Source organism: Streptomyces sp. NBC_00440 (assembly GCF_036014215.1).
Taxonomy (GTDB): Bacteria; Actinomycetota; Actinomycetes; order Streptomycetales; family Streptomycetaceae; genus Streptomyces.
This window is the reverse complement of sequence record NZ_CP107921.1, coordinates 1841777-1866798: the sequence shown is the minus strand read 5'-3', so window position 1 is coordinate 1866798 and position 25022 is coordinate 1841777. Positions and strand designations below refer to the sequence as shown.

Genomic DNA, 25022 nt, shown 5'->3' with positions numbered 1-25022 from the left:
AAGGGCAGCAGTCCTAGACCACGGCGCCCCGGCCGGGATCGTCCTCGTCGTCGTCCCCCGGCCCCATCCGCACCACCAGCGCCGCGAACCCGCCGAGGAACCCGCCGATACCGAGCGTCGCGAGCCACCACGTCATGTCCCAGCCCAGCACCACGGCGAGGATCAGCAGCACCGGCCCACCCACGACGGCCAGCCACGCGAACTTCGCTGTGACGTCCGCCTCGGGGAGATCCGGGTCGGGCTGGACGAAGTGGCCCTCGTCGGAAGGGCCGAGGTCGTCGTCGGACGGCTGCGCCAGGCCGTGGTCGCGCGGGCCGCCGACGCCCGGGGCAAAGACGACCGAGCTGCCCAGCGGCCGGCCGGGCCCGCTCGCCGGACCGGGCTCGGCGTCCGTGTCCGGTTCCTCGGCCGCCGGCTCCCGGGCCCCGTCGGCGTTGACCCCCTCCTCCAGCAGGGCGAGGTCCTCCACCGACTTGAAGGGCTTGGTGCCCGCGGGATCGGCGGGCTCCTCGCCGTACCCCGCGACGATCGCCGCCCACACCGCTTCCTCGTCGATCGGCTGCGGTTCGCGCTCCGCCTCGTTCTCAGCCACCGGTGGTGCTCCCCTTCATCCCGACGCTCGGAGCGAGGCGGCCGATGAACGCGTGGCTCTGCTCGAAAATCCGCTCCGCATCGTGGTCCAACGTCGCCACGTGGTAGCTCTGTTCCAGCAGGACCTCCTCGACGTCCGTCGACGAGACCCGGCTGAGGATGCGGGCCGAGTCCGAGGGCCGCACCACATGGTCCTCGGCGCTGTGCAGCAGCAGCAACGGCTGAGTGACCTGGGGCAGTTCACGGTCCACCAGCCGGCAGAAACGCCGCAGCGAGTGGGCGCAGTGCAGCGGCACCCGGTCGTAACCCACCTCGACGGAGCCGCCCAGCGCGATGTCGCTGGCGATCCCCTTCGTCGTACGCACCAGATGCCGGGCGACCGGGAGCGCCTGCGCCGCGAGGCCGTGCACCTTGTTCAGCGGGTTGACCAGGACGAGGCCGCTCACCGAGTGGCCGTGCTTGGCGGCCAGCCGCAGGGCCAGCGCGCCGCCCATCGAGAGGCCGAAGACGAAGACCCGCTCGCACCGGTCGAGCAGGGCGCGCAGCTCGCGGTCCACCTCCGCGTACCAGTCCTGCCAGCCGGTGACCTGCATGTCCTGCCAGCGCGTGCCGTGCCCCGGAAGCAGCGGCAGCGAGACCGTCAGTCCCTGCTCGGCCAGATACCCGGCCCAGGGCCGCAGCGACTGCGGCGATCCGGTGAATCCATGGCAGAGGAGGACGCCGGTCTCTCCGCCTTCGTGGCGGTAGGGCTCGGCTCCAGGAAGCACCGGCACCGGGGTCTCCTGTTCGTCAGGTCTCGAAAGGTGTACTTCACCGTACGCGACCGGACCGACACCGACCAGGGCCGTCACCCCAGGACCGGGGGCGGATGGCCGGGGGCGCACGCCCCGCGCGGGATATGGTCGGTCCGACCGTCACAGGAAGGCATGCGAGTTGATCTACGGCGCAATGAAGTTCGCCATCGGGGGATCTCTGAAGGTCGCCTTCAGGCCCTGGGTGGAAGGGCTTGAGAACATCCCCGCGGAGGGGTCCGCCATCCTCGCGAGCAACCATCTGTCGTTCTCGGACTCCTTCTTCCTGCCCGCCGTGATGGACCGCAAGGTCACCTTCATCGCCAAGGCCGAGTACTTCACGTCGCCCGGTGTGAAGGGGAAGCTCACCGCCGCTTTCTTCAAGGGCGTCGGCCAGCTGCCGGTCGACCGCTCGGGCAGCCGCGGCGCGGGCGAGGCCGCGATCAGGAGTGGTGTCGAGGTGCTGGCCCGGGGCGAACTCTTCGGGATCTACCCGGAGGGCACCCGCTCACCGGACGGCCGCCTCTACCGGGGCAAGCCCGGAGGTCTCGCCCGGGTGGCGCTGGCGTCCGGTGCCCCCGTCATCCCCGTCGCGATGATCGACACCGAGAAGATCCAGCCGCCCGGACAGGTCATGCCCAAGCTGATGCGGCCGGGCATCAGGATCGGCAAGCCGCTCGACTTCAGCCGCTACTACGGCATGGAGAACGACCGGTTCATCCTGCGCTCGGTGACCGACGAGGTCATGTACGAGATCATGAAGCTCTCCGGCCAGGAGTACGTGGACATCTACGCGACCGCTGCCAAGCGCCGGATCGCGGACGAGGACAAGGCCCGGAAGGCCGCCGAGGCCGCCGGGGCCGGAGAGAAGAGCGACGGGGCGGACGGGTCCGGCAGCTAGCCGTACTGTCCGTCGGGGGTGGGTGTGATGGCGAAGGACCGGCGCGAGCGCGTCGTACGGATGTCGGTGGAGCTGCCCCTGTGGCGGGCTCTGACCGCGTACCGCGTGCTGACGATGGTCTACGCGATCCTGCTGTTCGCTTTCGCGTACCGGGAGTTCCACCGCCCGTGGGTGGCCATCGGCTACTTCGCGGTACTGACCGTCTGGACCCTGGCGACCCTTCCCAGGGTGGCCAACGCCGCCCGCTGCACCAAGCGCTTCCTGGGCGCCGATCTCACCGTCGCCCTCGCGGGCATCCTGCTGACGCCCGTCGCCGACTCGCACGCCCGGGTCGTCGGGGGCGCCACGACGATGCCGTCCATATGGACCGCCGGCTCCGTCCTGGCCTTCGCCATCAAGGGCGGCTGGCGCTGGGCCGCCTTCGCGTCGTCGCTGGTGGCGGTCGCCAACGTCACCGAGCGCGGTGAGCCCAGCGGGGACACCATCCACAACGTGATCCTGGTGTGGATCGCCTCCATCGCCATCGGCTACATCGTCGAGGTCGCCCGGGCTTCCGAGCGCACTCTCGCGCGCGCCCTGGAGATCGAGGCGGCCACCCGTGAGCGGGAGCGGCTGGCCCGCGACATCCACGACAGCGTGCTCCAGGTGCTGGCCATGGTGCAGCGGCGTGGCGCCGAGCTGGGCGGGGAGTCGGCCGAGCTCGGCAGGATGGCGGGGGAGCAGGAGGTGGCCCTGCGCACCCTGGTCTCCAGCGGTCTCGTCCCGCCGGCCCGGGACCCCGTCAGCACCGACGGGGCTCCCGGCGGCACTGACGGGGACGGACCGGATGGACGGGACGGACCGGACAGGCGGGGCGGCGGGTACGGGGCCGGACGGGAGCCCGGTGCGCGGGAAGCCGGCGGGCCGGAGCCGGGGCCCTGCGATCTGCGGGCGCTGCTCGCCCCGAACGCCGGATCGCGGGTGACCTTCGCGGAACCGGGTGCTCCGGTGCTCCTGGAGCCGGTGGCCGCGAAGGAGCTCGCCGCGGCTGTCAGTGCCGCCCTGGACAATGTCCGCAGACATGCGGGCAGCGGAGCCCGGGCGTGGATCCTGTTGGAGGACGAGCCGGACGAGGTGATCGTGACCGTACGGGACGACGGCCCCGGTATCCCGGCGGGGAGGCTCGCGGTCGCCGAGGGGGAGGGGCGCCTCGGTGTCGCTCTCTCCATCCGCGGCCGGCTGCGGGATCTGGGTGGCAGCGCCGAGCTGATCTCGGTACCGGGCCAGGGCACCGAGGTGGAACTGAAAGTCCCGAGGAGCCCGCGGGATCCGGGGCACAAGCGGAACGCACGGGGGAGCGGACGGACATGAGCGAGCGGAACCGGATGAGTGAGCAGCGGACGGTCAAGGTGATGGTGGTCGACGACCACCCGATGTGGCGGGACGCGGTCGCCCGGGATCTGGCGGCCGCCGGCTTCGACGTCGTCGCCACGGCGGGCGACGGCCCGCAGGCGGTGCGGCGGGCCAGGGCCGTCACCCCCGACGTCCTGGTGCTCGACCTCAACCTGCCGGGCATGCCGGGCGTACAGGTCTGCAAGGAGCTGGTCGGAGCCGACCCCGGGCTCCGGGTCCTGGTGCTCTCGGCGAGCGGTGAGCACGCCGACGTACTGGAGGCGGTGAAGTCCGGCGCCACCGGCTATCTGCTGAAGTCGGCCAGTACACAGGAGCTCTCGGACGCCGTCCGCAGCACCGCGGCAGGCGACCCGGTGTTCACCCCGGGCCTGGCGGGCCTGGTGCTCGGCGAGTACCGCAGACTCGCGTCCGACCCGGCGCCCGCGGCCTCCGACGAGCCGAAGGCCCCGCAGCTCACCGAGCGGGAGACCGAGGTGCTGCGGCTGGTCGCGAAGGGGCTGAGCTACAAGCAGATCGCCGAACGCCTGGTCATCTCGCACCGCACCGTGCAGAACCACGTACAGAACACCCTGGGCAAGCTCCAGCTGCACAACCGTGTGGAGCTCGTCCGGTACGCGATAGAGCGCGGCCTCGATGATGCCTAGGTCCCTTCGTCCGGAACAGGCCGCGGCAGTCAAGGCCAACCGCACCCGGCAGGGCGGGAATTGACCTTCCGCCCTATCCCTTTGTGACCTGGGTCACCGTAGCGTGGACGGCGGTGTCTTCCACTGCGAACGGTGTCTTCCACTGCGAAGGGACGTGGTTCCATGCGGGTCGGAGTGCTGACCGGGGGCGGCGACTGCCCCGGGCTCAACGCGGTCATCCGGGCTGCCGTCCGCAAGGGCGTGCAGGAGTACGGCTTCGGGTTCACCGGATTCAAGGACGGCTGGCGCGGCCCCCTGGAGGGCGACACCGTCACACTCGGCATCCCGGAGGTGCGCGGGATCCTGCCGCGCGGCGGCACCATCCTCGGCTCGTCGCGCACCAACCCGTTCCGCACGGGGGACGGCGTCGACCGGGTACGGGAGAACCTCGCACGGGACGGGGTCGACGCGCTGATCGTGATCGGCGGCGAGGACACGCTGGGCGTGGCCGGCCGCCTCTGGGACGAGTACCGGGTCCCCTGTGTCGGCGTACCGAAGACCATCGACAACGACCTCTCGGCCACCGACTACACCTTCGGGTTCGACACGGCGGTGGGTATCGCGACCGAGGCCATCGACCGCCTCCACACCACCGCCGAATCGCATATGCGGGTCCTGGTGGTCGAGGTGATGGGCCGGCACGCGGGGTGGATCGCCCTGCACTCCGGGCTGGCCGGCGGCGCCAACGTCATCCTCATCCCCGAGCAGCGCTTCGACATCGACCAGGTCTGCTCCTGGGTGACTTCGCGCTTCCGCGCCTCGTACGCCCCGATCGTGGTCGTCGCCGAGGGGGCGATGCCCAGGGACGGCGACGCGGTACTCAAGGACGGCACCCTCGACTCCTTCGGCCACACCCGGCTCTCCGGGGTCGGCGAATGGCTCGCCACCGAGATCGAGAAGCGGACCGGCAAGGAGGCCCGCACCACCGTCCTCGGCCATGTCCAGCGCGGCGGCACCCCCAGCGCCTTCGACCGCTGGCTGGCCACCCGGTTCGGCCTGCACGCGATCGACGCCGTACGCGACGGGGACTTCGGCAAGATGGTCGCCCTCAGCGGGACGGACATCGTGCGGGTGCCGATCGCCGAGGCGACCGCACGGCTCAAGACGGTCGACCCCGCGCTCTACCGTGAGGCCGGGGTCTTCTTCGGCTGAGCCCGGGCGGGCGGGCCCGCGCCGCCGAGGCTGAGCGGGCCCGCGCACTACGCCGTGCACCAGCGCCGTGCACCAGCGCCGTACGTCCGCTGTCCGCGCCGGACGGCCGTCTACACCAGCACCCCCGCCAGCAGCCCGGCCACGAGACGGGCGCCGTTCTTCGTCAGTACCGACTCGGGGTGGAACTGCACACCGGCGAACCCGTCCCCGCGCAGCGCGTGCACCTCGCCGCCGACCGGTTCACGGCTCAGCTCGATCCGGTGCATCGCCAGCTCCGCCGCCGCGCTGTCGTCGCACCGGGCTGTGTACGAGTTGTAGAACCCGACCGTCTCCCGGCGTCCGAAGAAGTCGATCCGCTCCTGGGCGCCCTGGTGGGGGACCGCCTTCCGGACGATCTCCAGGCCCAGTTCGGCCGCCAGCAGCTCATGGCCCAGACACACCCCGAGCAGCCCGTGCCGGTGGTCGCGGACCAGCTCCGCGGTGAGCCCCCGCAGGAACCGCATCTTCGGGTCGGTCCGGTCCGCCGGGTTGCCGGGCCCCGGGCCGAGCACCACCGGGCCCCGGTGCCCCAGGACGCTCTCCCGCAGACCGGGCTCGTCGTACCGCCGCACCGTCACCTCCAGCCCCGAGGACCGCAGCAGATGCGCCAGCATCGAGGTGAAGGTGTCCTCCGCGTCCACCACCAGCGCATGGCCCGCCACGGTGGCGGTCGTCTCCTGCATCCGCAGCCAGAACGGCGCGAGGTCGGCCCGCCGCGACTCCAGGGCTGCCCGCACCCGGGGGTCGTCCGCGAGCCGCGGCCCCGCCGTCTCCCGTCGGGGCCGGCCCTCCCGTACTCCGAGGGCCGTCAGCACCCCCGCCGCCTTGGCATGGGTCTCGGCGACCTCGCTCGCCGGGTCCGAGTGGCGTACGAGCGTGGCGCCGACCGAGACCCGCAGCGCGCCCCCGGCCGAGATGTCCGCCGTACGGATCAGGATCGGCGAGTCCAGCGTCTGCGCCCCGCCCGCGTCGCGCCCGATGAGCGCCAGCGCGCCCGCGTAGTAGCCGCGCCCGTCCGCCTCGTACCGCTCGATGACCCGGCAGGCGTTCTGCACCGGCGAACCGGTGACGGTCGCCGCGAACATCGTCTCCTTCAGCACCTCCCGCACATCCATCGAGCTACGGCCCCGCAACTCGTACTCGGTGTGCGCGAGATGGGCCATCTCCTTCAGCCGCGGCCCGACGACGACCCCGCCCATGTCGCCGACGGTGCACATCATCTTCAGCTCCTCGTCCACCACCATGGAGAGCTCATCGGTCTCCTTGCGGTCGCCGAGGAACTCCAGCAGCGCCTCGGTGGTCGGCCCCTCCGGCGGATAGCGGAAGGTCCCGCTGATCGGGTTCATCACGACCGTCCCGCCGGACATCCGGACGTGCACCTCCGGGCTCGCGCCGACCAGGGTGCGCTCCCCGGTGTGCACCACGAAGGTCCAGTACGCGCCCCGCTCACCGTCGAGCAGCCGCCGGAAGAGGGCCAGCGCGTCCGCCCGTCCGAAGCCGGGGACCGAGCCCGTGTACGTACGGCGGATGACGAAGTTCGCCCCTTCGCCGCGGCCGATCTCGTCCGCGACGACCCGTCCGACGATCTCCCGGTAGGCGTCGTCGCTGATGTCGAAGCCGCCGTCCTCGACCTGCACGCCGTGGGCGGGCAGCTGGTCGAGCACCTCGCCGAGCGGCAGCTCGTACGTCTCGTCGGCGACCAGCACCGCCAGCGGAGTCCCGTCGTCGCGTACGTCGAAACCGCGCTCCGCGATCTGCCGGAACGGCACCAGGGCCAGCACCGGACCGCTGCCGCCGTCCGGGATGTCCGCGAGCCGTGCCACCTCGTGGACCTCGCCGGTCAGCAGCTCGACCGTGTCGTGGTCATGGCCGGGAGCACGCCTGCGCAGCAGGGCGAAGGGGCGGTGGTCGTCCAGCAGTGCGCTGATGAGCATCGGGGTTGTTCCTTCCGGGCGCCCCGCGGTGCGGGGAGGGGATACGGAGAGGAACGGCCGGTGGAAACACGGAAGGCCGCCCCTCGGGCGGCCTTCGCTTCGTCTGTGCGCGCGATGTCAGTGGGCCGCCGGATGAGCGGTCCACCACCAGTTTCGAATCGTCGTCGCGAACATGGTCGGGACTGTAGCGCATCGGCGATGCCCGTCCGGGATGCCCGTCCGTCTCATCCACCGGGCACCACCAGAACCGGTGACGGTGACCCCGTACTGTTGGCGGTGTGACCGTGAACGCTGAAACCCAAACCCCCGCCGCAGAGGCGGCCTGGCGACACCTTCCCGCGGTGCAGCAGCCCGAGTACCCGGATGCCGGAGCCCTGCGCGATGTGATCGCGGACCTCACGTCGTATCCGCCGCTCGTCTTCGCGGGCGAGTGCGACCAGCTGCGCGAGCGTCTGGGAGCCGTGGCCAGGGGCGAGGCGTTCCTGCTTCAGGGCGGGGACTGCGCCGAGGCCTTCGACGCCGTGTCCGCGGAGCAGATCAGGGCGAAGCTGAAGACGCTGCTGCAGATGAGCGCCGTGCTCACCTACGCGGCCTCCGTGCCCGTGGTGAAGGTCGGCCGGATCGCGGGGCAGTACTCCAAGCCGCGCTCCAAGGGCACCGAGACCCGCGACGGCGTGACGCTCCCGACGTACCGCGGTGACTCGGTCAACGGCTTCGACTTCGACGAGAAGTCCCGGATCCCGGACCCCGAGCGGCTCAAGCGGATGTACCACGCGTCCGCCTCGACGCTGAACCTGGTCCGCGCCTTCACCACCGGCGGCTACGCCGACCTGCGCCAGGTGCACGCCTGGAACCAGGACTTCGTGAAGTCCTCGCCGTCCGGGCAGCGTTACGAGCAGCTCGCCCGCGAGATCGACAGCGCGCTCAACTTCATGAAGGCGTGCGGGACCGACCCGGCGGAGTTCCGCGCGGTCGAGTTCTACGCCTCGCACGAGGCGCTGCTCCTCGACTACGAGTCGGCGCTGACCCGCACGGACTCCCGTACCGGCAAGCTCTACGACACGTCCGGCCACATGGTCTGGGTCGGCGAGCGCACCCGGCAGCTGGACCACGCGCACATCGAGTTCGCCTCGCAGATCCGCAACCCGATCGGCGTGAAGCTCGGCCCGACGACCACGCCGGAGGAGGCGCTCAGCTACATCGAGCGGCTGGACCCGGACCGCGAGCCCGGCCGGCTGACCTTCATCGTCAGGATGGGCGCCGACAAGGTCCGCGACAAGCTGCCGAACCTGGTCGAGAAGGTCACCGCGTCCGGCGCCCAGGTCGTCTGGGTCACGGACCCGATGCACGGCAACACCTTCGAGGCGGCGTCCGGCCACAAGACCCGCCGCTTCGACGACGTGCTCGACGAGGTCAAGGGCTTCTTCGAGGTCCACAAGAGCCTCGGTACGCACCCCGGCGGCATCCATGTCGAGCTGACCGGTGACGACGTCACCGAGTGCGTGGGCGGCGGCGACGAGATCTTCGTCGACGACCTGCACCAGCGCTACGAGACGGCCTGCGACCCGCGGCTCAACCGCAGCCAGTCGCTCGACCTGGCGTTCCTGGTCGCGGAGATGTACCGGGCGCAGTAGGCGGCAGGACAGCGACACCGGCAGTACAGCGGAAAGGGCCGTGGGGCGCGGATCACAGCGATCCGGACCCCACGGCCCTTTTGCACCCCCGGAGCGGCGGGTAAGGTTAGGATTGCCTCACCGAAGCTGCTGAAGCTGCTTCGGGGTGGTCCCCGTCGTCAGCGATCCCGTCCGGGAGGTGAACCCGCGTGTATGTCTGCTCGTGCTTCGGCGTGACCGAGAAGCAGGTGAAGGACCACGCGGACGCCGGTGCGTGCACCCCCCGCGAAATAGCGTCGGCCTGCAAGGCCGGTACGGACTGCGGCGGCTGCGTACGCAGCATCCAGGCGCTCCTCGGCCGGGGAAGCTGCCCCCGCCGTGAACTGCTCGACGGGCGGCGGCAGCCCGCACAGGAGCCCGTCGGCCGGCCGGAGCCCGCCGGATCACCGCTCCCCGAAGCCGCCTGAGCCCCGCCCCGGCCCGTCCCTCTCAGCTCTCCGGCTGCTCGATCAGCTGGGCGATGTAGAGCGGCTCACCGAGTTTCTCGACCAGCTCCAGCTGGGTGTCGAGATAGTCGATGTGGTGTTCCTCGTCCGCCAGGATCGACTCGAAGATGTTCGCGGATGTGATGTCGCCCTTGTTGCGCATGACCTCGATCCCGCGCCGGAGCCGGTCGATGGCCTCGGCCTCGACCTGCCGGTCCGCCTGGAACATCTCGGTGACCGTCTGGCCCACCCGTACGTGGAAGAGCCGCTGGTAGTTCGGCAGCCCCTCCAGGAAGAGGATCCGGTCGGTGAGGATCTCGGCGTGCTTCATCTCGTCGAACGACTCGGACCTGGTGTATTTCGCGAGCTTGGTCCAGCCGAAGTTCTCCTGCATCTTCGCGTGCAGGAAGTACTGGTTGATCGCCGTGAGCTCTCCGGTCAGCTGCTCGTTGAGAAACTCGATGACCTCGGGGTCGCCCTGCATCGCAGAGGCTCCTTCCAGGGGTGGATCCGGGCAGATTCCGCGCATCCTGTCACCGCCCACCGGGGCAGTCCAGTAAGTGCAGGCTTAGTACGAGTTGACCTCATCGGTGCAGACCTGGTCATGACCACCCCGCGAGGTCTGTCACCATGGATGCATGGGTCAGCCGGAGAGCCGGGAGCAACAGGGAGCGGTGCAGTCCGAGCTCCCGCCGGGGCAGCGGCTGCAGCGCGGCTGGCCGGTGACGCACTACGGCCCCGTCCCCAAATTCAAGCCCGACCGGTGGGAATTCCGGGTCTTCGGCGCCACCGCGGACGGTGAGAAGCACTGCTGGAACCACGAGGAGTTCTCGGCTCTGCCGTTCTCCACCGTGGTCGCCGACCTGCACTGCGTGACGAAGTTCTCCATGCTGTCGGCCGAATGGGGCGGCGTACGGGCCCGGACCCTGGTCGAGCTGGCACCGCCCGCGCCCCAGGTCACCCATGTGATGGTCTGGGCCGAGTACGGCTACAGCGCCAATCTGCGCCTGGCAGAATTCACAGATGCGAAGACTCTCTTCGCGACCCACAAGGCCGGTGAGCTGCTGACCGCCGAGCACGGGTTCCCGCTGCGTCTCGTCGTACCGAAGCTCTACGCCTGGAAGGGCCCGAAATGGGTCCGCGGGATCGAGTACATGACCGCGGACCGCCGTGGCTTCTGGGAGGAGCGCGGGTACCACAATCTCGGCGACCCCTGGCAGGAGCAGCGCTACTCGTACCAGGAAGGCCCCGGCGACGGCCCCGAGCTCTGAGCGGGCTGCTCACCGGCGGTGGAACCGTTCAGCGGAATTATTCAGGGGCTTCCTCAGAGGCGGAGCGACTTCAGGCGGGCCACGTCCGCCGTGTGCCCCTCCTTGCCGCCGGGTGTCTCGATGATCAGCGGCACCCCCTCGGTCGCCGGGTGGGCGAGCAGTTCCCGGAACGGCTCCGCCCCGATGTGACCCGCGCCGATGTTCTCGTGCCGGTCCTTGTGGGCGCCCGTGGCTTCCTTGGAGTCATTGGCGTGGATCAGCTTGAGCCTGCCCTCGCCGACGGTGTCCACGAGGAGGTCCAGGGTCTGGTCCATCCCGCCGGGACCCGCGAGGTCGTGCCCGGCCGCGTGGATGTGGCAGGTGTCCAGGCAGACGCCGAGCCGCGGGTGGGAGTCGAGCGCCTCGAAGTACGGGCCGAAGTCCCAGGTACGTGAGCAGAGCGAGGAGCCCTGGCCCGCCGTCGATTCGAGCAGCAGGAACGGGTCGTCGTCGTGGGTCAGCTCGTCGAGCAGCGGCAGCAGATGCGTACGGACCTGCGCGAGCGCCTCGGACCGCGGACGGCCGCCGGTCGCGGAGCCGGTGTGCACGACGACGCCCAGCGCGCCGATCTCCCGGCCCCGGCGCAGTGAGTGGCGCAGGGACTCCACCGACTTCTCCACGGTCGCGGCCGTGTGCGAGCCGAAGTTGATCAGATACGGCGCGTGCACATAGGCCGCGATCGACTCGTTCGCGCACTCCTTGCGGAACTGCTCGTCCTGGTCCGGGTTCCCGGTGGGGGTGGCCCAGCCGCGCGGGTTGGCCACGAAGACCTGCACGGTCTCCGCGCCCAGTTCACGGGCGTAGGACAGTCCGGCCCTGGCGAGGCCGCCGGCCACGGGGACATGGCCGCCGATGGGGTTGCGCACGGTGTGTTCAGAGTCCCTTGGTCTTGATGGTGATGGTGCTGCCCTCGGGGGCCTGGCTGCCGCCGTCGACGGACTGGGTGTCGACGGTGTCGCTGAAGGACAGGAACGGCTTGTCGACATGGACCTTGAAGCCCTTGTCGGTGAGCGCGCTCTTGGCGTCGTCCACGTTGTCGCCCGTGACATCGGGGACGGTGATCATCCGGGGGCCCTTGGACACCGTCAGCGTGACGGTGTCGCCCTCCGCCGCCCGGGCTCCGTCGGCGGGTGACTGTTTGGCGATCTGCCCGGCGTCCTCGGGGGAGTTGATCCGCCCCGGTGCGACCACGACCTTGAGGTTCTCGTCCTGCAGGTCGGCGCGGGCGTCCTCCAGGGACTCGCCCGTGACATCCGGTACGTCGACCGGGGCGCCCTTGGAGACGACCAGGGCGATCGCCGAACCGGCGTGCCGGGTGCCGGACGCCGGGTCCGTACGGATCACCTTGCCGCGGTCGACGTCTTCGCTGAACTCCTTGGTGACCATGCCGGAGGCCAGTCCGGCCTTCGTCAGATCCTGCCGGGCCCGTGCGAGCGGCTCACCCCCGACGTGCGGCACCCGGACGATCTCGGGCCCGCGCGAGACGACCAGGGACACCGCGTCGTTGTCCCGGATGCGGGCGCCCGACGCCGGACTGCTGCTCATGACCTGGCCGCGGTCGTAGGTGTCGCTGAATTTGTGCTCGGTCTTCTTCACGTCGAGACCGGCGGCCGACAGCCGCGACTTCGCGGCCTTCTCGGGCTGGCCGAGGAGTGAGGGGACCCGGGTGAACTGGCCCGAGTTGATGTACCAGACACCGGCGCCGACCCCCAGTACCAGAAGGACGGCGACGACCGACGCGACCAGACCGCGGCGGGTCCGCCGGCCGCGGCGCACGGGCTGCCGTCCGGGCTCGGGCTCCTCCGCGGGGGGCATCACCAGACGGCTGGTCCGGTTGATCCCCGCGGCGGGCAGCGGGCGCCGGATCACATCCGTGCGGTCCTCGGAAGAGCCGGCCCCGGCCGCCCGGGAGTCCATCGGCCCGCTCGGGAGCGCCTGCGGCGGTACGGCGTCCAGCTCGGCGTCGCTCAGTGCGGCGCGGGCCTCACGGACCTGGCCGAGCAGCGCCACGGCGTCGTACGGCCGGTCATCGGGGTGCCGGGCGGTGGCGCTCGCCACCAGGCCGTCCAGCCGGGCGGCGAGCCCCGGTACGGCGGCGGACGGCGCGGGCACGCCTTCGTTGAGGTGCTGGTAGAGGACCTGGGCGGCGGTGTCGCCGCTGTGCGGTTTGGCGCCGGTCAGCATCTCGTACAGCACCACACCGCAGGCGTACACGTCCGCCCGGGTGTCGGCCGTGCCCTGCTCGATCTGCTCGGGGGCCAGATAGGAGACGGTGCCCAGGATGGTGCCCGTGCTGTTCGTCTCGGTGTCCACGGCCCGGACGAGGCCGAAATCGGCGACCTTGACCCGGCCGTCGTCCCCGATCAGGACGTTCTCCGGCTTCATGTCGCGGTGGACGAATCCGGCCCGGTGTGCGGCGCCGAGTGCGGCCAGCACCGGCTCCAGGATGTCCAGGGCGGCGCGGGGGCACAGCGCGCCCCGCTCGCGCAGGACGTCGCGCAGCGTGCACCCGGCGACGTACTCCATCGCCAGATAGACATGCGCGCCGTCCGCGCCCTGGTCGAACATGCCGACCACATTGGGGTGGTCGAGGCGTGCGACGGACTTGGCCTCGCGGATGAACCGCTCCACGAACGTGGCGTCGACCGCCAGCGCGGGGTGCATCACCTTGAGGGCGACCACCCGGTCCAGACGGGTGTCGACGGCCCGGTAGACCGTGGCCATGCCACCGATGGCGATGCACGCGTCCACCCGGTAGCGGCCGTCGAGCAGCTGCCCGACGAGCGGGGCTTGCGGGTCACCAAGCGTCGTATCCACGCTGGCGAGTGTACGAGTCGGCGCTGACAGGGCCTAAGCCGTCCTGGTGAATCGGCCGCGACTGAAGCCGAGCTGTGACAGGGCGGGCGGGGGCCGCGGGGAAGGCATCACACCCCTCCACGGCCCCCCGCCCGATCCGAGCGGGAGGCCCTGGAACGCGGGCCGCTCCGGTGGAGGGCCGCGCGCCTCTCAGAAGTCAGAAGGCGGGCCGCTCCGGATCGAGGGCCGCGCGGCCCTCCTCCGGTGACGACGCCCGGGCGAAGTGCCTCCGGGGGATCCGGCCCGCCCGGTACGCGAGCCGGCCCGCCTCCACGCCCCGCCGCATCGCCGACGCCATCAGCTCCGGCTCCTGCGCGCGCGTCACCGCCGACGCCAGCATCACGGCCGCGCACCCCAGCTCCATCGCCAGCGCCGCGTCCGACGCCGTACCGGCCCCCGCGTCGAGGATCACCGGCACTCCGGCCCGCTCCACGATGAGCTGGAAGTTGTGGGGGTTGCGGATTCCGAGCCCGGAGCCGATGGGGGAGCCGAGCGGCATGATCGCCGCGCAGCCCGCCTCCTCCAGCCGCCGGGCCAGGACCGGGTCGTCGTTCGTGTACGGCAGGACCGTGAAGCCGTCGTCGACCAGTGTCTCGGCGGCGTCGAGCAGCTCCACCGGGTCGGGCAGCAGGGTGTGCTCGTCCGCCACGACCTCCAGTTTGATCCAGTCGGTGCCCAGCGCCTCGCGGGCCAGGCGGGCGGTCAGGACCGCCTCGCCCGCCGTGAAGCAGCCGGCGGTGTTCGGCAGCACCTTGATGGCGAGCTTGTCGAGCACCGAGAGGACCGAGCCCTGCACCGTGGGATCGAGGCGGCGCATCGCGACCGTCGTGAGTTCGGTGCCCGACGCGATCAGGGACCTCTCCAGCACGTCGAGGCTCGGCGCACCGCCGGTCCCCATGATCAGCCGGGAGGAGAAGACGGCGTCCGCGAGAGTGAGGGAATCATCTGCCATGTCCGGTTCAGCCTCCTTGGACTGCGGTGAGGATCTCGACGCGGTCGCCGTCGCCGAGCGGGGTGCGGGACCACAGGCCCCGGGGTACGACGGTCTCGTTGACCGCGGCGGCGACCCCCGACGGAGCGCTGGTGAGGCCGGTGACCAGCACATCGAGGGTGGTGCCCGGCGCGATCCTGCGGGGTTCGCCGTTGACCGACACAGCGACCGGCGGCGCATCGGCCGGCGGCACGTCCGTGGGTGTGGGAGGCATGTTCATGCGGACTGCTCCTGTTGTACGGGGGAGAAGCGCCGGGGAGTGAAGGCGCGGGCCTCGGCGGGCAGCTCCCCGGTGGTGAGCAGTTCGGCCATCACATCGCCGGTGACGGGGGTGAGCAGCACACCGTTGCGGAAGTGGCCGGTGGCCAGCAGAAGGCCGGGCAGCGCGCTCGGGCCGAGCAGCGGCGCGTTGTCGGGCGACGCGGGACGCAGCCCCGCGATCGTCTCGGTGAGCGGGAGTTCGGTGATGCCGGGCACCAGCTCATGGGCGTCGCGGAGCAGTTCGTACACCCCGCCCGCGGTGACCGTGGTGTCCCAGCCCAGCTCCTCGCTGGTCGCGCCGATCACGAGTTCGCCGTTCTCGCGCGGGACCAGATAGAGGTGGCTGCCCCGGACGACCGCCCGGACGGTCCGGCTGAGGAACGGCGCGTACACCGGCGGCACCGTCAGCCGCAGCACCTGCCCCTTGACCGGGCGTACGGGCGGAAGCACGTCGTCCGGTACGCCCGCGAGCTGTCCGCTGCGGCTGCCGGCCGCCAGCACCACCTGGCCGGCGCTGAGCGCGACGCCGTCGGCGAGCACCACACCGGTGGCCCGGCCGCGCTCCACCGTCAGACGCTCGGCCCGGTCGCGGTGGAAGACGACCCCGGCCCGCTCGCACGCGGTGAGCAGCGCCTTCGCCAGCCGTCGTGGGTCCACCTGGTGGTCGCCGTCCACCCGCAGCCCGCCGCGTACGCCCGGCGCGAGCATCGGTTCGAGGCGCCTGCACTCGCGCCCCGTGAGCCACTCGGACTCCAGGCCCGAGCGGCGCTGAAGTGCGTGCAGCTCCCGCAGATGTGCCCGGTCGTCGAGGTCGAGCGCCACGGCGAGGGTGCCGCAGGAGCGGTAGCCGAGATCCTGTCCTGAAGCCTCCTCCAGCTCGGCGGCGAACGCCGGATAGCGGCGGGCGGACTCCAGGTTCAGCCCGAGCAGGACCTGCTCGCCGTAGTGGAGTTCCGTGACGGCCGCCAGCATGCCGGCCGCGACCTGTGCGGCTCCGCCGCCCGGCTGCGGGTCGGCGACCGCGGTGCGCAACCCGCGCTGCGCCGACCGCCAGGCGGTGACGAGACCGATGATCCCGCCCCCGACGACCAGTACGTCCGGCAGCGCGTCCGAGGTGTCGGCGCGGTGCGCGTGCTGGTTGGAGTGGTGTGCGTGCATGGGCGTCCAGCCCCTCCCTTCGCCGGCATGACCCGGATCAGGTTCGTACGGTCGGAGGCCGTCCAGCCTCCCTCTCAGCCCGGTGCGCCCGGACTCCCGCGAGTGGTTCAGCCCGGCCAGCCTAACCCCGGTCCCCGCCGCCCCGTAAGGCGTCCCCGGGCGGCCCCCTGTCCTGACGGTGTGTCAGCTGTTTATGGTGACCGGGTGAGTGAGCCGAGGAACGTCGTCATCGCCGGTGCGGGCATGGCCGGAGTGCAGACCGCTGTCGCCCTGCGGGACCAGGGCTTCACCGGACCCGTCACGCTGATCGGTGAGGAGCCCCACCAGCCGTACGACAGACCGCCGCTCTCCAAGTCCGTGCTGCTCGGCAAGGCCGATGGCTCCGCCTTCGACGTCGACTTCGGCGCGCTCGGGGTCGAGCTGCTGCTGGGGTGCGAGGTGACCGGCGTACGCCCGCACGACCGGGAGCTGGACACCGCGCGCGGCCCCGTCCCGTACGGGTCGCTGGTCGTCGCCACCGGCGCCGGTCCGGTCACGCTGCCCGGCAGCGAGGGCGTCCCCGGCGTCCATCTGCTGCGCACCCTCGACGACGCGGGGCGGCTGCGTGCCGTTCTCGCCGAGCGGCGGGACGTCGTGGTGGTCGGCGCGGGCTGGATCGGCGCCGAGTTCGCCACGGCCGCCCGCGAGGCGGGGTGCGCCGTGACGGTCGTGGAGGCGGCCGGCCGGCCCCTGGCCGGGGCGCTGCCGGCCGAGATCGCGGCGCCCATGGCCGACTGGTACGCCGACAGCGGAGCCGAACTCGTCACCCACGCGCGCGTGGCCCGTGTCGAGCCGGGCGCCGTGGTCCTGGAGTCCGGGCGGCGGCTGCCGGCCGGGGCCGTCCTCGTCGGCATCGGGGCCAGGCCCGCGACCGGCTGGCTGGCCGGCTCGGGCATCGCGCTGGGCGCCGACGGCTCGGTCACGGCCGACGAACGGCTGCGCACCTCGGTCGCCGATGTGTACGCGGTCGGCGACTGCGCGTCCTTCCCCTCCCGCCGGTACGGCGAGCGGCTGCTGGTCCACCACTGGGACAACGCCCTCCAGGGGCCGCGCACGGTAGCGGCTGACGTGATCGGCGAGACGCCGCAGATCTACGACCCGGTGCCGTACTTCTGGTCCGAGCAGTTCGGCCGCTTCGTCCAGTACGCGGGACACCACGCGGCCGCCGACACCCTGATCCGGCGCGGCGACCCGTCGGGTCCGGCCTGGTCGGTCTGCTGGCTGCGGGAGGAGCGGCTGGTCGCGGTGCTCGCCGTCGGCAGGCCCCGGGACCTGGCCCAGGGCCGCAAGCTCATCGAGTCCGGAGCCCCGGTGGACCCGGTCCGCGCCGCCGACCCCGCCGTGCCGCTCAAGTCGGCGGTCCGCCGGGAGGTGAGCCGACCGTGACGGCGCGCGCCCTGAAGGGCTGAGTCCGGGTATCGGCTGTCAGTGCGGGATGGCAGGCTTGTCCCGTGACCGAGATTGACGCAAAAACCGATGCTCTCATCCCCGCCTGGCTGCACCTCCCCGATATCGCCGAGATGTTCGACATCGAGGTGACCCGCGTACGCCAGCTGGTCAAGGACGGCAAGCTCATCGCCGTACGCCGTGGTGAGAACAGGGCGCTCCAGGTGCCCGCCGCCTTCATCGACGGCACCAAAGTGGTCAAGGGCCTCTCCGGGACCCTGACGCTCCTGCGGGACGACGGCTTCAGCGACGAGGAGATGCTGGAGTGGCTCTTCACCCCCGACGAGACCCTGCCCGGCACGCCCGCGCAGGCGTTGAGCGAGAATCGCGGGACGGAGGTGAAGCGCCGGGCCCAGGCGCTCGCCCTCTGAGCAGAGTGTGATCACCTCGCGGTGTACGGACCGGGCCTGCCCCGGGCCGTACACCGCGGTCCATCGCTGTCCGGCCGCCCAGCTGTCCAACGGCCCGGCAGCCCGCCGCCGTCCATGGGGGGAACGCCCGATGTCCACCGCACCCGCACTGCTGTCCGATGCCCGCCTGTACCTCTGCACGGACGCGCGCAGGCGCCAGGGGGACCTGCCCGAGTTCCTGGACGCAGTCCTGGCCAACGGCGTGGACATCGTCCAGCTCCGGGACAAGGGCATGGAGGCGGCCGAGGAGCTGGACCACCTCCAGGTCTTCGCCGATGCCTGCCGCAGGCACGGCAAGCTGCTCGCGGTCAACGACCGGGCGGATGTCGCACACGCCATCGCGTCCGACGTGCTGCACCTGGGCCAGGGCGACCTGCCGGTGCCCGCGGCCCGTGCCCTGCTCGGCCCCGACGTGCTCATCGGCCGCTCGACCCACGCCGAGTCCGAGGTGGACGCGGCCGTCGCGGAGCCGGGCGTGGACTACTTCTGCACCGGCCCCTGCTGGCCCACCCCGACCAAGCCGGGACGGTACGCACCGGGGCTCGGCCTCGTGCGGTACGCGGCGGCGCTCACCACCTCGCGCCCCTGGTTCGCGATCGGCGGGATCGACGCGGGCAACCTGGACGAGGTGCTGGACGCGGGAGCGCGCCGAGTGGTGGTCGTCCGCGCGATCACCGAGGCGGACGACCCGGCCGCCGCCGCTGCTGCTCTCGCCGCCCGGGTCCGGGCCCGTACCGGGCAGGAAGCCGGATAGGGAGCCGGGCCGGGAGTCCCGGAGGGGGGATTCGGCAGGGGGCCGGGCGGTGAGCCCGGCAGGGAAGCGGACGCGGCAGTTCCGGAGGATCCGGGAAGTGTCCGATGGGTGGACAACTATCTCGCAAATCGGTCATAAGGTCCCGGCGTGGTTGGGGTAGCGGCAAGCCCTGACTAATCTGCCCGTATGGCCTTCGGCACCTCATCCACCAGAACCGACCACGCCCCGACCGTGCGTGACCTGCTCGCGACCGGCAGGACGCTGTACTCCTTCGAGTTCTGGGCGCCCAAGACCGAGAAGGGCGAGCGGAACCTGTGGAACGCGCTGCGCCGCGTCGAGGCGGTGGCACCCAGCTTCGTCTCCGTGACCTACGGCGCGGGCGGTTCGTCGCGTGCGGGCACGGTCAGGGCCACCGAGCAGATCGCGTCCGACACCACGCTCACCCCGGTCGCGCACCTCACGGCCGTCGACCACTCCGTCGCCGAGCTCCGCAACATCATCGGCCAGTACGCGGACGCCGGAATCCGCAACATCCTGGCCGTGCGCGGCGACCCGCCCGGTGACCCGATGGGCGAGTGGGTCAAGCACCCGGAAGGCGTCATGTACGCCGCCGACCTGGTCCGGCTGATCAAGGAGTCCGGCGACTTCTGCGTCGGCGTCGCGGCCTTCCCCGAGATGCACCCGCGCTCGGAGAACTGGGAGAGCGACATCCGGCATTTCACCGACAAGTGCCGCGCCGGTGCCGACTACGCGATCACCCAGATGTTCTTCGACCCGGAGGACTACCTGCGGATGCGCGAGCGGGTCGTCGCCGCCGGCTGCGACACCCCGGTCATTCCGGAAGTCATGCCGATCACCAATGTGCGGCAGTTGGACCGGTTCGCACAGCTCAGCAACGCACACTTCCCGTCCGACCTGAAAGAGCGCATCCACGCGGTCAAGGACGACCCGGCCGCTGTACGCTCCATTGGCATCGAGTTCGCTACGGAGTTCTGCGCGAGGCTGCTCTCCGAGGATGTCCCTGGGCTGCACTTCATCACGCTGAACAACTCCACCGCGACCCTCGAAATCTACGAGAATCTCGGACTGCACAAGCAGTCCTGACCGGCACATCCGCCCCCCGCACGGGGCGGTGGCCGCAGAGAGGGGCGTACATGGGCTGGACGGTCCTCTATGTCGGGTTCGCATTCGTCGCGCTGTGGCTGCTGGGCGAAGTGCTCCTCCAGTACAAGGCCAGGCTGCGCTGGCGGCTGCTCGCCTTCGCCGGATTCCTCGGCGTGGTCATCGGTGTGCTGCTGCACTCCGTGCCGGTGATCGTGGTCGGGGCCATTGCGTTCGCCGTCGGCCAGCTGTACGTCACGCTCTCCTTCCGGCGCGGCTTCTCGACCGGCTGGGCCATAAAGGGCGCACCCCGGGAGAAGAAACGGCGCAGGGCACGCGGCGGGAGCGCGGCGAAGGACCCGGTACTCGAAGTCTCGGACCTGGAGTACGAGCAGCCCGGGCAGGAGCAGCCGGGCAGCCAGGACCAGCTGGACGGCACACAGCCGGACGGCACGCAGCGGGGCGGCCACGAGGACGCCTTCGCGCAGCACGGCCACGGCCAGGACCAGGATCACGACGGCTACGGGCAGCCCGCGTACGGCGGCAGCGGCTACGGGACGGACGAAGGCTCCGGCTACGACGGATCCGCCTACCCGCCGCACACCGCGGACTCCGCCGGCTCCCCGCAGTCGCAGACCCCCGAGCCCATGGCCGCCGGCGTCTACGCCCCGCAGCCGATGCCCGACGACACCGGCCAGTACGGCATATACAGCGACACGGCGTACGGAACCGGAGCGCAGTACGGCTCCGGCTACGACCGCAACGGCCAGAACGGCCAGTCGTACGACGGCCAGTACGGCTACGGCGGCGAGCAGCAGCAGTACTCCGCCTACTCGGACCCGTACATCGGCGCGGGCCAGTACGGAGCCTCCTACGGAGGCCAGCAGCAGTACACCGATCCGTACGCGGACCAGTACGCCAACGACACCCCGCCCGGCGGGGTCTGGGTCCCGCAGCAGCGCGACACCGAACCGGCGTACGGCGCCCCGTACACCCCGCAGTACGACGAGTACCCCGAGCACCCCGAGCCCCCGGGGCAGCCGCCGTACCAGAGCGGTCACAACGGCTACAACGAGCAGCAGCGGTACTGAGAGCCGGCGGCGGCGCCGGGCGCGGGACGCACCGACCCGGCGCGGGCGGCCGGTGCCGCGCCGTCCGCCGGGCGCTCACTGCGAGCCGCGGAACCCCTCGCCCTCGACGATCAGCCCGGCGGCCAGCGCCCCGGACATTCCGGCGTGAGCGAGTCCGCCGCCCGGGTGCGACCAGCCGCCCGCCAGATACAGGCCGGGCAGCGGCGACCGGTTGGGGGCGGGCAGCAACTGCCCCTGCGCACCGGCCAGGGCGGGCCCGGGTACCCGGAGCGAACCGGTTTCCCGCAGGGTGTCGGCGGGGGTCCGTACCTCGCGCCACAGCACGCGCTCGCGCAGCCCGGGCACGGCGGTCTCCGCGGCTGCCACCACCCGGTCGGCGAACGCCGCAGCGTGTTCCTCGGTGGCCCACTCCTGCGCGCCGCCGACGGTCCCGCCGGTGACCGGCACGGTGACCGTCAGCGTGAGGGACTCGTGACCCGGGCCGGGGACCAGCGCCGGATCGTCCGGGCGCAGCACCGTCACCATCGGCAGGGCGCGCTCCGTCCGGTGCACCACGGTGCGGTGGACGGTGCCCGCTTCCCGGTCCCCGCGCAGCGCGAGGCAGACCACGAACCGTCCGGTCCGCAGGTCCGTCTCCCGGTGCGGCCGCTCGTGGGCCGACGGCAACGGGGCGCCCGCGACCACCTGATCGGCATCGACGCCACTCCCGTCGGCCAGCTCCAGACCACAGGCCCGGCCGTCCTTCTCGCGTACGCCGGTGACCTCGGCCGAGAACACGAACTCGACCTTCCGCGCCAGGCACCGCGCGTACACCGCGTCCGCCAGCGCGCGCATCCCCCCGCGCACGTACCAGTTGCCGAAGGTCTGCTCCATGTACGGCAGAACGGCCGCCGACGCCGGCGCGGTCAGCGGATCGAAACCGTAGGACAGCGCGTAGCTCGCCAGCAGGGCTGCCAGCCTCGGATCCCGCAGCTCCCTGCCGCCGATCTCGCCGAGCGTGGACGTGCCGCGCCGCAGCAGCCCGGTCCTGAGCGCCGGGTACGGATCGCGGCCGAGCGGGCCGGGATCGGCGGGCAGCGGCTCTTCGAGGAGCGGGCGCCTGGTCCTGTCCCAGGTCTCCCGCGCCCGGTCGAGGAACGCACCCCAGCGGGCGCCCGCGCCGCCGCCCAGCGCCGCGTCCAGGGCCGCGACGGCCCCGGCGCGTGAGGCGTTCGGCAGCACGACGTCGGTCCCGTCGTCGAAGAGATGGCGGCTCGCCGGGTCCACCTGCACGAGTTCGACGCACTGCTCCAGCGGTTCACGGCCCGTCTTCACGAACAAGTCGCGGTAGACGGCGGGAAGTTGGAGCAGTCCGGGCCCGGTGTCGAAGGCGAAGCCGTCGCGTGCGAAGCGGCCCACCGCCCCGCCGTGGGTCGCCGTACGTTCGTACACCGTCACCCGGTGGCCTGCCACAGCCAGCCGGGCGGCAGCCGCCATGGCGCCCATCCCGGCGCCGATCACCGCAATCCGTGCCATGGCGGGAACTTTATCGGTGCCCTGCGCGCCCCCGGTGGGGTGGCGCACACACGTCTGAGTATCCGTACCTAGAGGCAGAGATGAGTAGTTACGCGGATGGGCCCCCACCTGCGAAGACGGCAGAGTGTGGGACACGGAAGGGGCGCAGCGCCGGCACTGCCGACACGGGGCGGCGGAACGGCGCGGCTCCCCCGACGAGTACGGGATGTACGGGGGAGTACAGCGGGGGAGTACGGGGGAAGCGCCGCCAGGAACGGCCCGGGAGACCGGGCCGGGACGGGCGGCGCTCTTTCTTTGTGAAGGCCCAGGTCAGAGCCGATTGTCAGTGGTGGCCCGCACGATGGGCACAGACGGCCACAGTGCCGTCACACGACGACAGGAGGTTCCGTCATGGCCGGCTCGAACGCCGCACCAGCCCACCGGCACCGTGTCACCGCCCCTGCCCCTTCACTTGTCCCCGCTCCATTCGTCCCCGCGGGCGACATCCACCCGGTCGCGCGCCGCAGCACGGCGCCCGCTGCCGCCCTCGACCTGCTGACCCAGGCGCGGGCCGGACTGGACGAGGCCGCCGGGCTCGAAGCGCCCAACGAGCGGTACGCGACGGCCCACCTTGCCGCGCTGCGTACCGCCGCCGCGGTCCTCGCCTCGCGGGCCAGGCCCGAGGAGGTGCCGCGCAGGAAAGCGGGCGGCCCCCGCCGCCGGAACGCCATCCGTACGGCCTGGGAGCTGCTGCCGGAGCTCGCGCCCGAGCTGACCGAGTGGAGTGCCCTCTTCGCCTCCGGAGCCGGCCGCAGGGCCAGGGCCGAGGCCGGTATACCGGGCGCGGCGAGCAGCCGCGACGCCGACGATCTGCTGCGCGACGCGGCCATGTTCCTGCGCCTGGTCGAGCGGTTGCTGGCCCTCCAGCCGGTGCTGCCGCGGCCCGGGACGGAGCAACCCCCACGGGGTGAGCACGTGGGGTGACCAGGGGGACCTTCCAAGGCAATAGGGTGGGAGCCAGTCTTTGCTGTCTACGGCCCGCCGTCCGCGGCGGCACCGCGCCGAGGAGTCAACCGCCGTGTCGGACCAGCCGCGCCCCCGCGCCTCCCTTCGTACCGCCGTGGTGTGGGACGTACTCAAGGACGCCCTCGACCGTCGGGCCGAAGCGTCCGGCCGGTCCACCCTGGACGTCCTGGACACCGGCGGCGGCACCGGGAACTTCGCGGTGCCCGTCGCCCTCCTCGGTCACCGGGTCACCGTGGTCGACCCCAGCCCCAACGCGCTCTTCGGCCTGGAGCGCAGGGCCGCGGAGGCCGGGGTCGCGGACCGGGTGCGCGGGGTGCAGGGCGATGTGCTCGGCCTGTTCGACGTGGTGGAGCGCGGCGGATACGACGCGGTGCTCTGCCACGGCGTCCTCGAATACGTGGAGGACCCGGCCGAGGGCATCAGGAACGCGGTGGACGCGCTCCGCCCCTCCGGCGCGCTCAGCCTGCTCGCCGCCGGGCTCGGTGGCGCCGTCCTGGCCCGGGCGCTGGCCGGGCACTTCAGCGAAGCCAGGCAGGCGCTGACGGACCCGGCGGGACGCTGGGGCGACGGCGACCCGGTGCCCCGGCGCTTCAGCGCGGAACAGCTCACCGGGCTGGTCACCACGGCCGGTCTGGAGGTCGGCGCGGTGCACGGTGTCCGGGTCTTCGCCGACCTGGTTCCCGGGGTTCTGGTCGACACCGAGCCGGGTGCCCTGGAGGCTCTGCTGAAGCTGGAGGCGGCCGCGGCGGAGCTGCCCGCCTTCCACTCGGTCGCCACCCAGCTGCACGTTCTGGGCGAGAAGCAGGGCTGATCAGCAGTGCAGTCGCGCACGGACTGACACACAGGCCCCCCATACGGGGGCTAGTCCCCGTATGATCGGGGTAACCATCCGGCATGACGGTCCGGCCGTCGGGGAATGCACGCCCCGGCAGCTGTGCCTGCATGGCGGCCCGGATGGTGAATTGGCGTAGAGGGCGGGTTTCACGGGGGCGAATCCCTGCCTATTCTGGAAGGGCCGCATCACGGTCGTACCCCGCGACCGACGAGTAGGAGGACTCCGTGCCGCTCTCGGAGCACGAGCAGCGCATGCTCGAGCAGATGGAGCGAGCGCTGTACGCCGAAGATCCCAAGTTCGCGACAGCGCTTGAGGGAAGCGGGCTGCGTACGTACACCCGTCGCCGGGTGTACCAGGCGATCGCTGGCTTTCTGGTGGGTATCGCCCTCCTCATGGCAGGAATGGTCGCTCAGCAGATCTGGATCAGTGTGGTGGGGTTCCTCGTCATGCTCGGCTGCGCGGTGCTCGCGGTCACCGGATGGCGCAAAGCGCCCAAGCCCGGTGAACAGCAACAGGCCGGAGCCCCGGCCCCGGGCCGGCAGGCCAGGAAACACCGTTCGGTGATGAATCGCATCGAGGAGCGCTGGCAGCGCCGCCGCGACGAACAGGGGCACTGACCCCGGCTGTCCGACGATGGACCAACGCTGGACCAGCAACGGACCAGCGATC

26 protein-coding genes and 1 riboswitch are annotated in these 25022 nt (G+C 71.7%); of the genes, 15 read left to right on the top strand and 11 right to left on the bottom strand.

The features are described 5' to 3' along the window. Positions 1-13 precede the first annotated feature (13 nt). Entirely contained in the window at positions 14-592 is a 579-nt protein-coding gene (locus OHB13_RS08380; protein ID WP_328376591.1) for a hypothetical protein, read from the bottom strand. Beyond that, a complete protein-coding gene (locus tag OHB13_RS08375) occupies positions 585-1364 on the bottom strand; it encodes an alpha/beta hydrolase (protein WP_266857856.1) in 780 nt (259 codons plus the stop codon). The genes OHB13_RS08380 and OHB13_RS08375 overlap by 8 nt, the downstream gene beginning before the upstream one ends. Before the next feature lie 160 nt (positions 1365-1524). Here OHB13_RS08375 and OHB13_RS08370 point away from each other — a divergent pair, with 160 nt between their 5' ends. From OHB13_RS08370 to OHB13_RS08355, 4 genes are all read left to right on the top strand, one after another. After that, complete coding sequence (locus tag OHB13_RS08370) at positions 1525-2283, top strand: lysophospholipid acyltransferase family protein (protein ID WP_328376588.1); 759 nt, start codon at positions 1525-1527, stop codon at positions 2281-2283. A 27-nt stretch (positions 2284-2310) separates the two neighbouring features. Then, positions 2311-3633, top strand: a complete 1323-nt coding sequence (gene macS / locus OHB13_RS08365; RefSeq protein WP_328376586.1) for a MacS family sensor histidine kinase — start codon at positions 2311-2313, stop codon at positions 3631-3633. Beyond that, positions 3630-4319 carry a response regulator gene (locus OHB13_RS08360; protein ID WP_266857862.1) on the top strand — a complete coding sequence of 230 codons (690 nt, stop codon included), beginning with the start codon at positions 3630-3632 and terminating at the stop codon, positions 4317-4319. The genes macS and OHB13_RS08360 overlap by 4 nt, the downstream gene beginning before the upstream one ends. Positions 4320-4481: 162 nt before the next feature. After that, entirely contained in the window at positions 4482-5510 is a 1029-nt protein-coding gene (locus tag OHB13_RS08355) for a 6-phosphofructokinase (RefSeq protein ID WP_266861148.1), read from the top strand. A gap of 110 nt (positions 5511-5620) precedes the next feature. Here OHB13_RS08355 and OHB13_RS08350 read toward each other — a convergent pair whose 3' ends face one another. Next, positions 5621-7483: an anthranilate synthase family protein gene (locus tag OHB13_RS08350; RefSeq protein WP_328376585.1), complete on the bottom strand. Its 1863-nt coding sequence runs from the start codon at positions 7481-7483 to the stop codon at positions 5621-5623. A gap of 117 nt (positions 7484-7600) precedes the next feature. Next, entirely contained in the window at positions 7601-7657 is a 57-nt protein-coding gene (locus OHB13_RS38730; protein ID WP_405755813.1) for a trp operon leader peptide, read from the bottom strand. A gap of 104 nt (positions 7658-7761) precedes the next feature. On the opposite strand from OHB13_RS38730, the gene OHB13_RS08345 reads away from it, so the two are divergent. Further along, positions 7762-9117 (top strand): class II 3-deoxy-7-phosphoheptulonate synthase, encoded by a 1356-nt coding sequence (locus tag OHB13_RS08345; protein ID WP_266857866.1) that lies wholly within the window; start codon positions 7762-7764, stop codon positions 9115-9117. 188 nt (positions 9118-9305) lie between these two features. Then, entirely contained in the window at positions 9306-9563 is a 258-nt protein-coding gene (locus OHB13_RS08340) for a (2Fe-2S)-binding protein (protein ID WP_266857868.1), read from the top strand. A gap of 22 nt (positions 9564-9585) precedes the next feature. Here the strand turns inward: OHB13_RS08340 and bfr are convergent, their stop codons facing one another. After that, positions 9586-10065: a bacterioferritin gene (gene bfr / locus OHB13_RS08335; protein ID WP_266857870.1), complete on the bottom strand. Its 480-nt coding sequence runs from the start codon at positions 10063-10065 to the stop codon at positions 9586-9588. 154 nt (positions 10066-10219) lie between these two features. Here bfr and OHB13_RS08330 point away from each other — a divergent pair, with 154 nt between their 5' ends. Next, a complete protein-coding gene (locus OHB13_RS08330) occupies positions 10220-10852 on the top strand; it encodes a sulfite oxidase-like oxidoreductase (RefSeq protein WP_266857872.1) in 633 nt (210 codons plus the stop codon). A 53-nt stretch (positions 10853-10905) separates the two neighbouring features. Here OHB13_RS08330 and OHB13_RS08325 read toward each other — a convergent pair whose 3' ends face one another. From OHB13_RS08325 to thiO, 5 genes are all read right to left on the bottom strand, one after another. Further along, positions 10906-11757, bottom strand: coding sequence for a deoxyribonuclease IV (locus OHB13_RS08325; RefSeq protein WP_266857874.1), 852 nt, complete (start codon positions 11755-11757; stop codon positions 10906-10908). Positions 11758-11764: 7 nt separating this feature from the next. After that, positions 11765-13708: a Stk1 family PASTA domain-containing Ser/Thr kinase gene (gene pknB / locus OHB13_RS08320; RefSeq protein ID WP_328376580.1), complete on the bottom strand. Its 1944-nt coding sequence runs from the start codon at positions 13706-13708 to the stop codon at positions 11765-11767. Positions 13709-13904: 196 nt separating this feature from the next. Next, positions 13905-14699, bottom strand: a complete 795-nt coding sequence (locus OHB13_RS08315; RefSeq protein ID WP_328376578.1) for a thiazole synthase — start codon at positions 14697-14699, stop codon at positions 13905-13907. Between the two features lie 7 nt (positions 14700-14706). Then, positions 14707-14952 carry a sulfur carrier protein ThiS gene (gene thiS / locus OHB13_RS08310; protein WP_328380243.1) on the bottom strand — a complete coding sequence of 82 codons (246 nt, stop codon included), beginning with the start codon at positions 14950-14952 and terminating at the stop codon, positions 14707-14709. A 2-nt stretch (positions 14953-14954) separates the two neighbouring features. Next, complete coding sequence (thiO, locus tag OHB13_RS08305; protein ID WP_328376576.1) at positions 14955-16157, bottom strand: glycine oxidase ThiO; 1203 nt, start codon at positions 16155-16157, stop codon at positions 14955-14957. After that, a riboswitch (TPP riboswitch) is annotated at positions 16155-16267 on the bottom strand. It overlaps the preceding gene by 3 nt. Positions 16268-16400: 133 nt before the next feature. Between thiO and OHB13_RS08300 the strand changes: the two genes are divergently transcribed. The 5 genes from OHB13_RS08300 to OHB13_RS08280 all read left to right on the top strand — a co-directional run bounded on the left by OHB13_RS08300 (position 16401) and on the right by OHB13_RS08280 (position 20998). Then, on the top strand, positions 16401-17582 hold the full coding sequence (locus tag OHB13_RS08300; RefSeq protein WP_328380242.1) for an NAD(P)/FAD-dependent oxidoreductase: 1182 nt from the start codon (positions 16401-16403) through the stop codon (positions 17580-17582). Positions 17583-17647: 65 nt separating this feature from the next. Beyond that, positions 17648-18013, top strand: a complete 366-nt coding sequence (locus OHB13_RS08295; protein ID WP_266857886.1) for an Rv2175c family DNA-binding protein — start codon at positions 17648-17650, stop codon at positions 18011-18013. Positions 18014-18143: 130 nt separating this feature from the next. Continuing rightward, positions 18144-18806, top strand: coding sequence for a thiamine phosphate synthase (gene thiE / locus OHB13_RS08290; protein WP_328376575.1), 663 nt, complete (start codon positions 18144-18146; stop codon positions 18804-18806). A 186-nt stretch (positions 18807-18992) separates the two neighbouring features. Then, positions 18993-19910 carry a methylenetetrahydrofolate reductase [NAD(P)H] gene (metF, locus tag OHB13_RS08285; RefSeq protein ID WP_266857890.1) on the top strand — a complete coding sequence of 306 codons (918 nt, stop codon included), beginning with the start codon at positions 18993-18995 and terminating at the stop codon, positions 19908-19910. Positions 19911-19960: 50 nt separating this feature from the next. Continuing rightward, the gene (locus OHB13_RS08280) at positions 19961-20998 is read left to right on the top strand and encodes a hypothetical protein (RefSeq protein WP_328376572.1); all 1038 of its coding nucleotides are present in this window, start codon (positions 19961-19963) and stop codon (positions 20996-20998) included. 75 nt (positions 20999-21073) lie between these two features. Here OHB13_RS08280 and OHB13_RS08275 read toward each other — a convergent pair whose 3' ends face one another. Beyond that, complete coding sequence (locus OHB13_RS08275; protein WP_328376570.1) at positions 21074-22513, bottom strand: phytoene desaturase family protein; 1440 nt, start codon at positions 22511-22513, stop codon at positions 21074-21076. A 390-nt stretch (positions 22514-22903) separates the two neighbouring features. On the opposite strand from OHB13_RS08275, the gene OHB13_RS08270 reads away from it, so the two are divergent. The 3 genes from OHB13_RS08270 (at position 22904) to OHB13_RS08260 (ending at position 24970) form a co-directional block, all read left to right on the top strand. Beyond that, complete coding sequence (locus OHB13_RS08270) at positions 22904-23476, top strand: SAV_6107 family HEPN domain-containing protein (protein ID WP_328376569.1); 573 nt, start codon at positions 22904-22906, stop codon at positions 23474-23476. 94 nt (positions 23477-23570) lie between these two features. Beyond that, positions 23571-24329, top strand: coding sequence for a methyltransferase (locus tag OHB13_RS08265; RefSeq protein WP_266857898.1), 759 nt, complete (start codon positions 23571-23573; stop codon positions 24327-24329). Positions 24330-24577: 248 nt separating this feature from the next. Next, positions 24578-24970 carry a DUF3040 domain-containing protein gene (locus tag OHB13_RS08260; RefSeq protein WP_266857900.1) on the top strand — a complete coding sequence of 131 codons (393 nt, stop codon included), beginning with the start codon at positions 24578-24580 and terminating at the stop codon, positions 24968-24970. Positions 24971-25022: the final 52 nt, after the last annotated feature.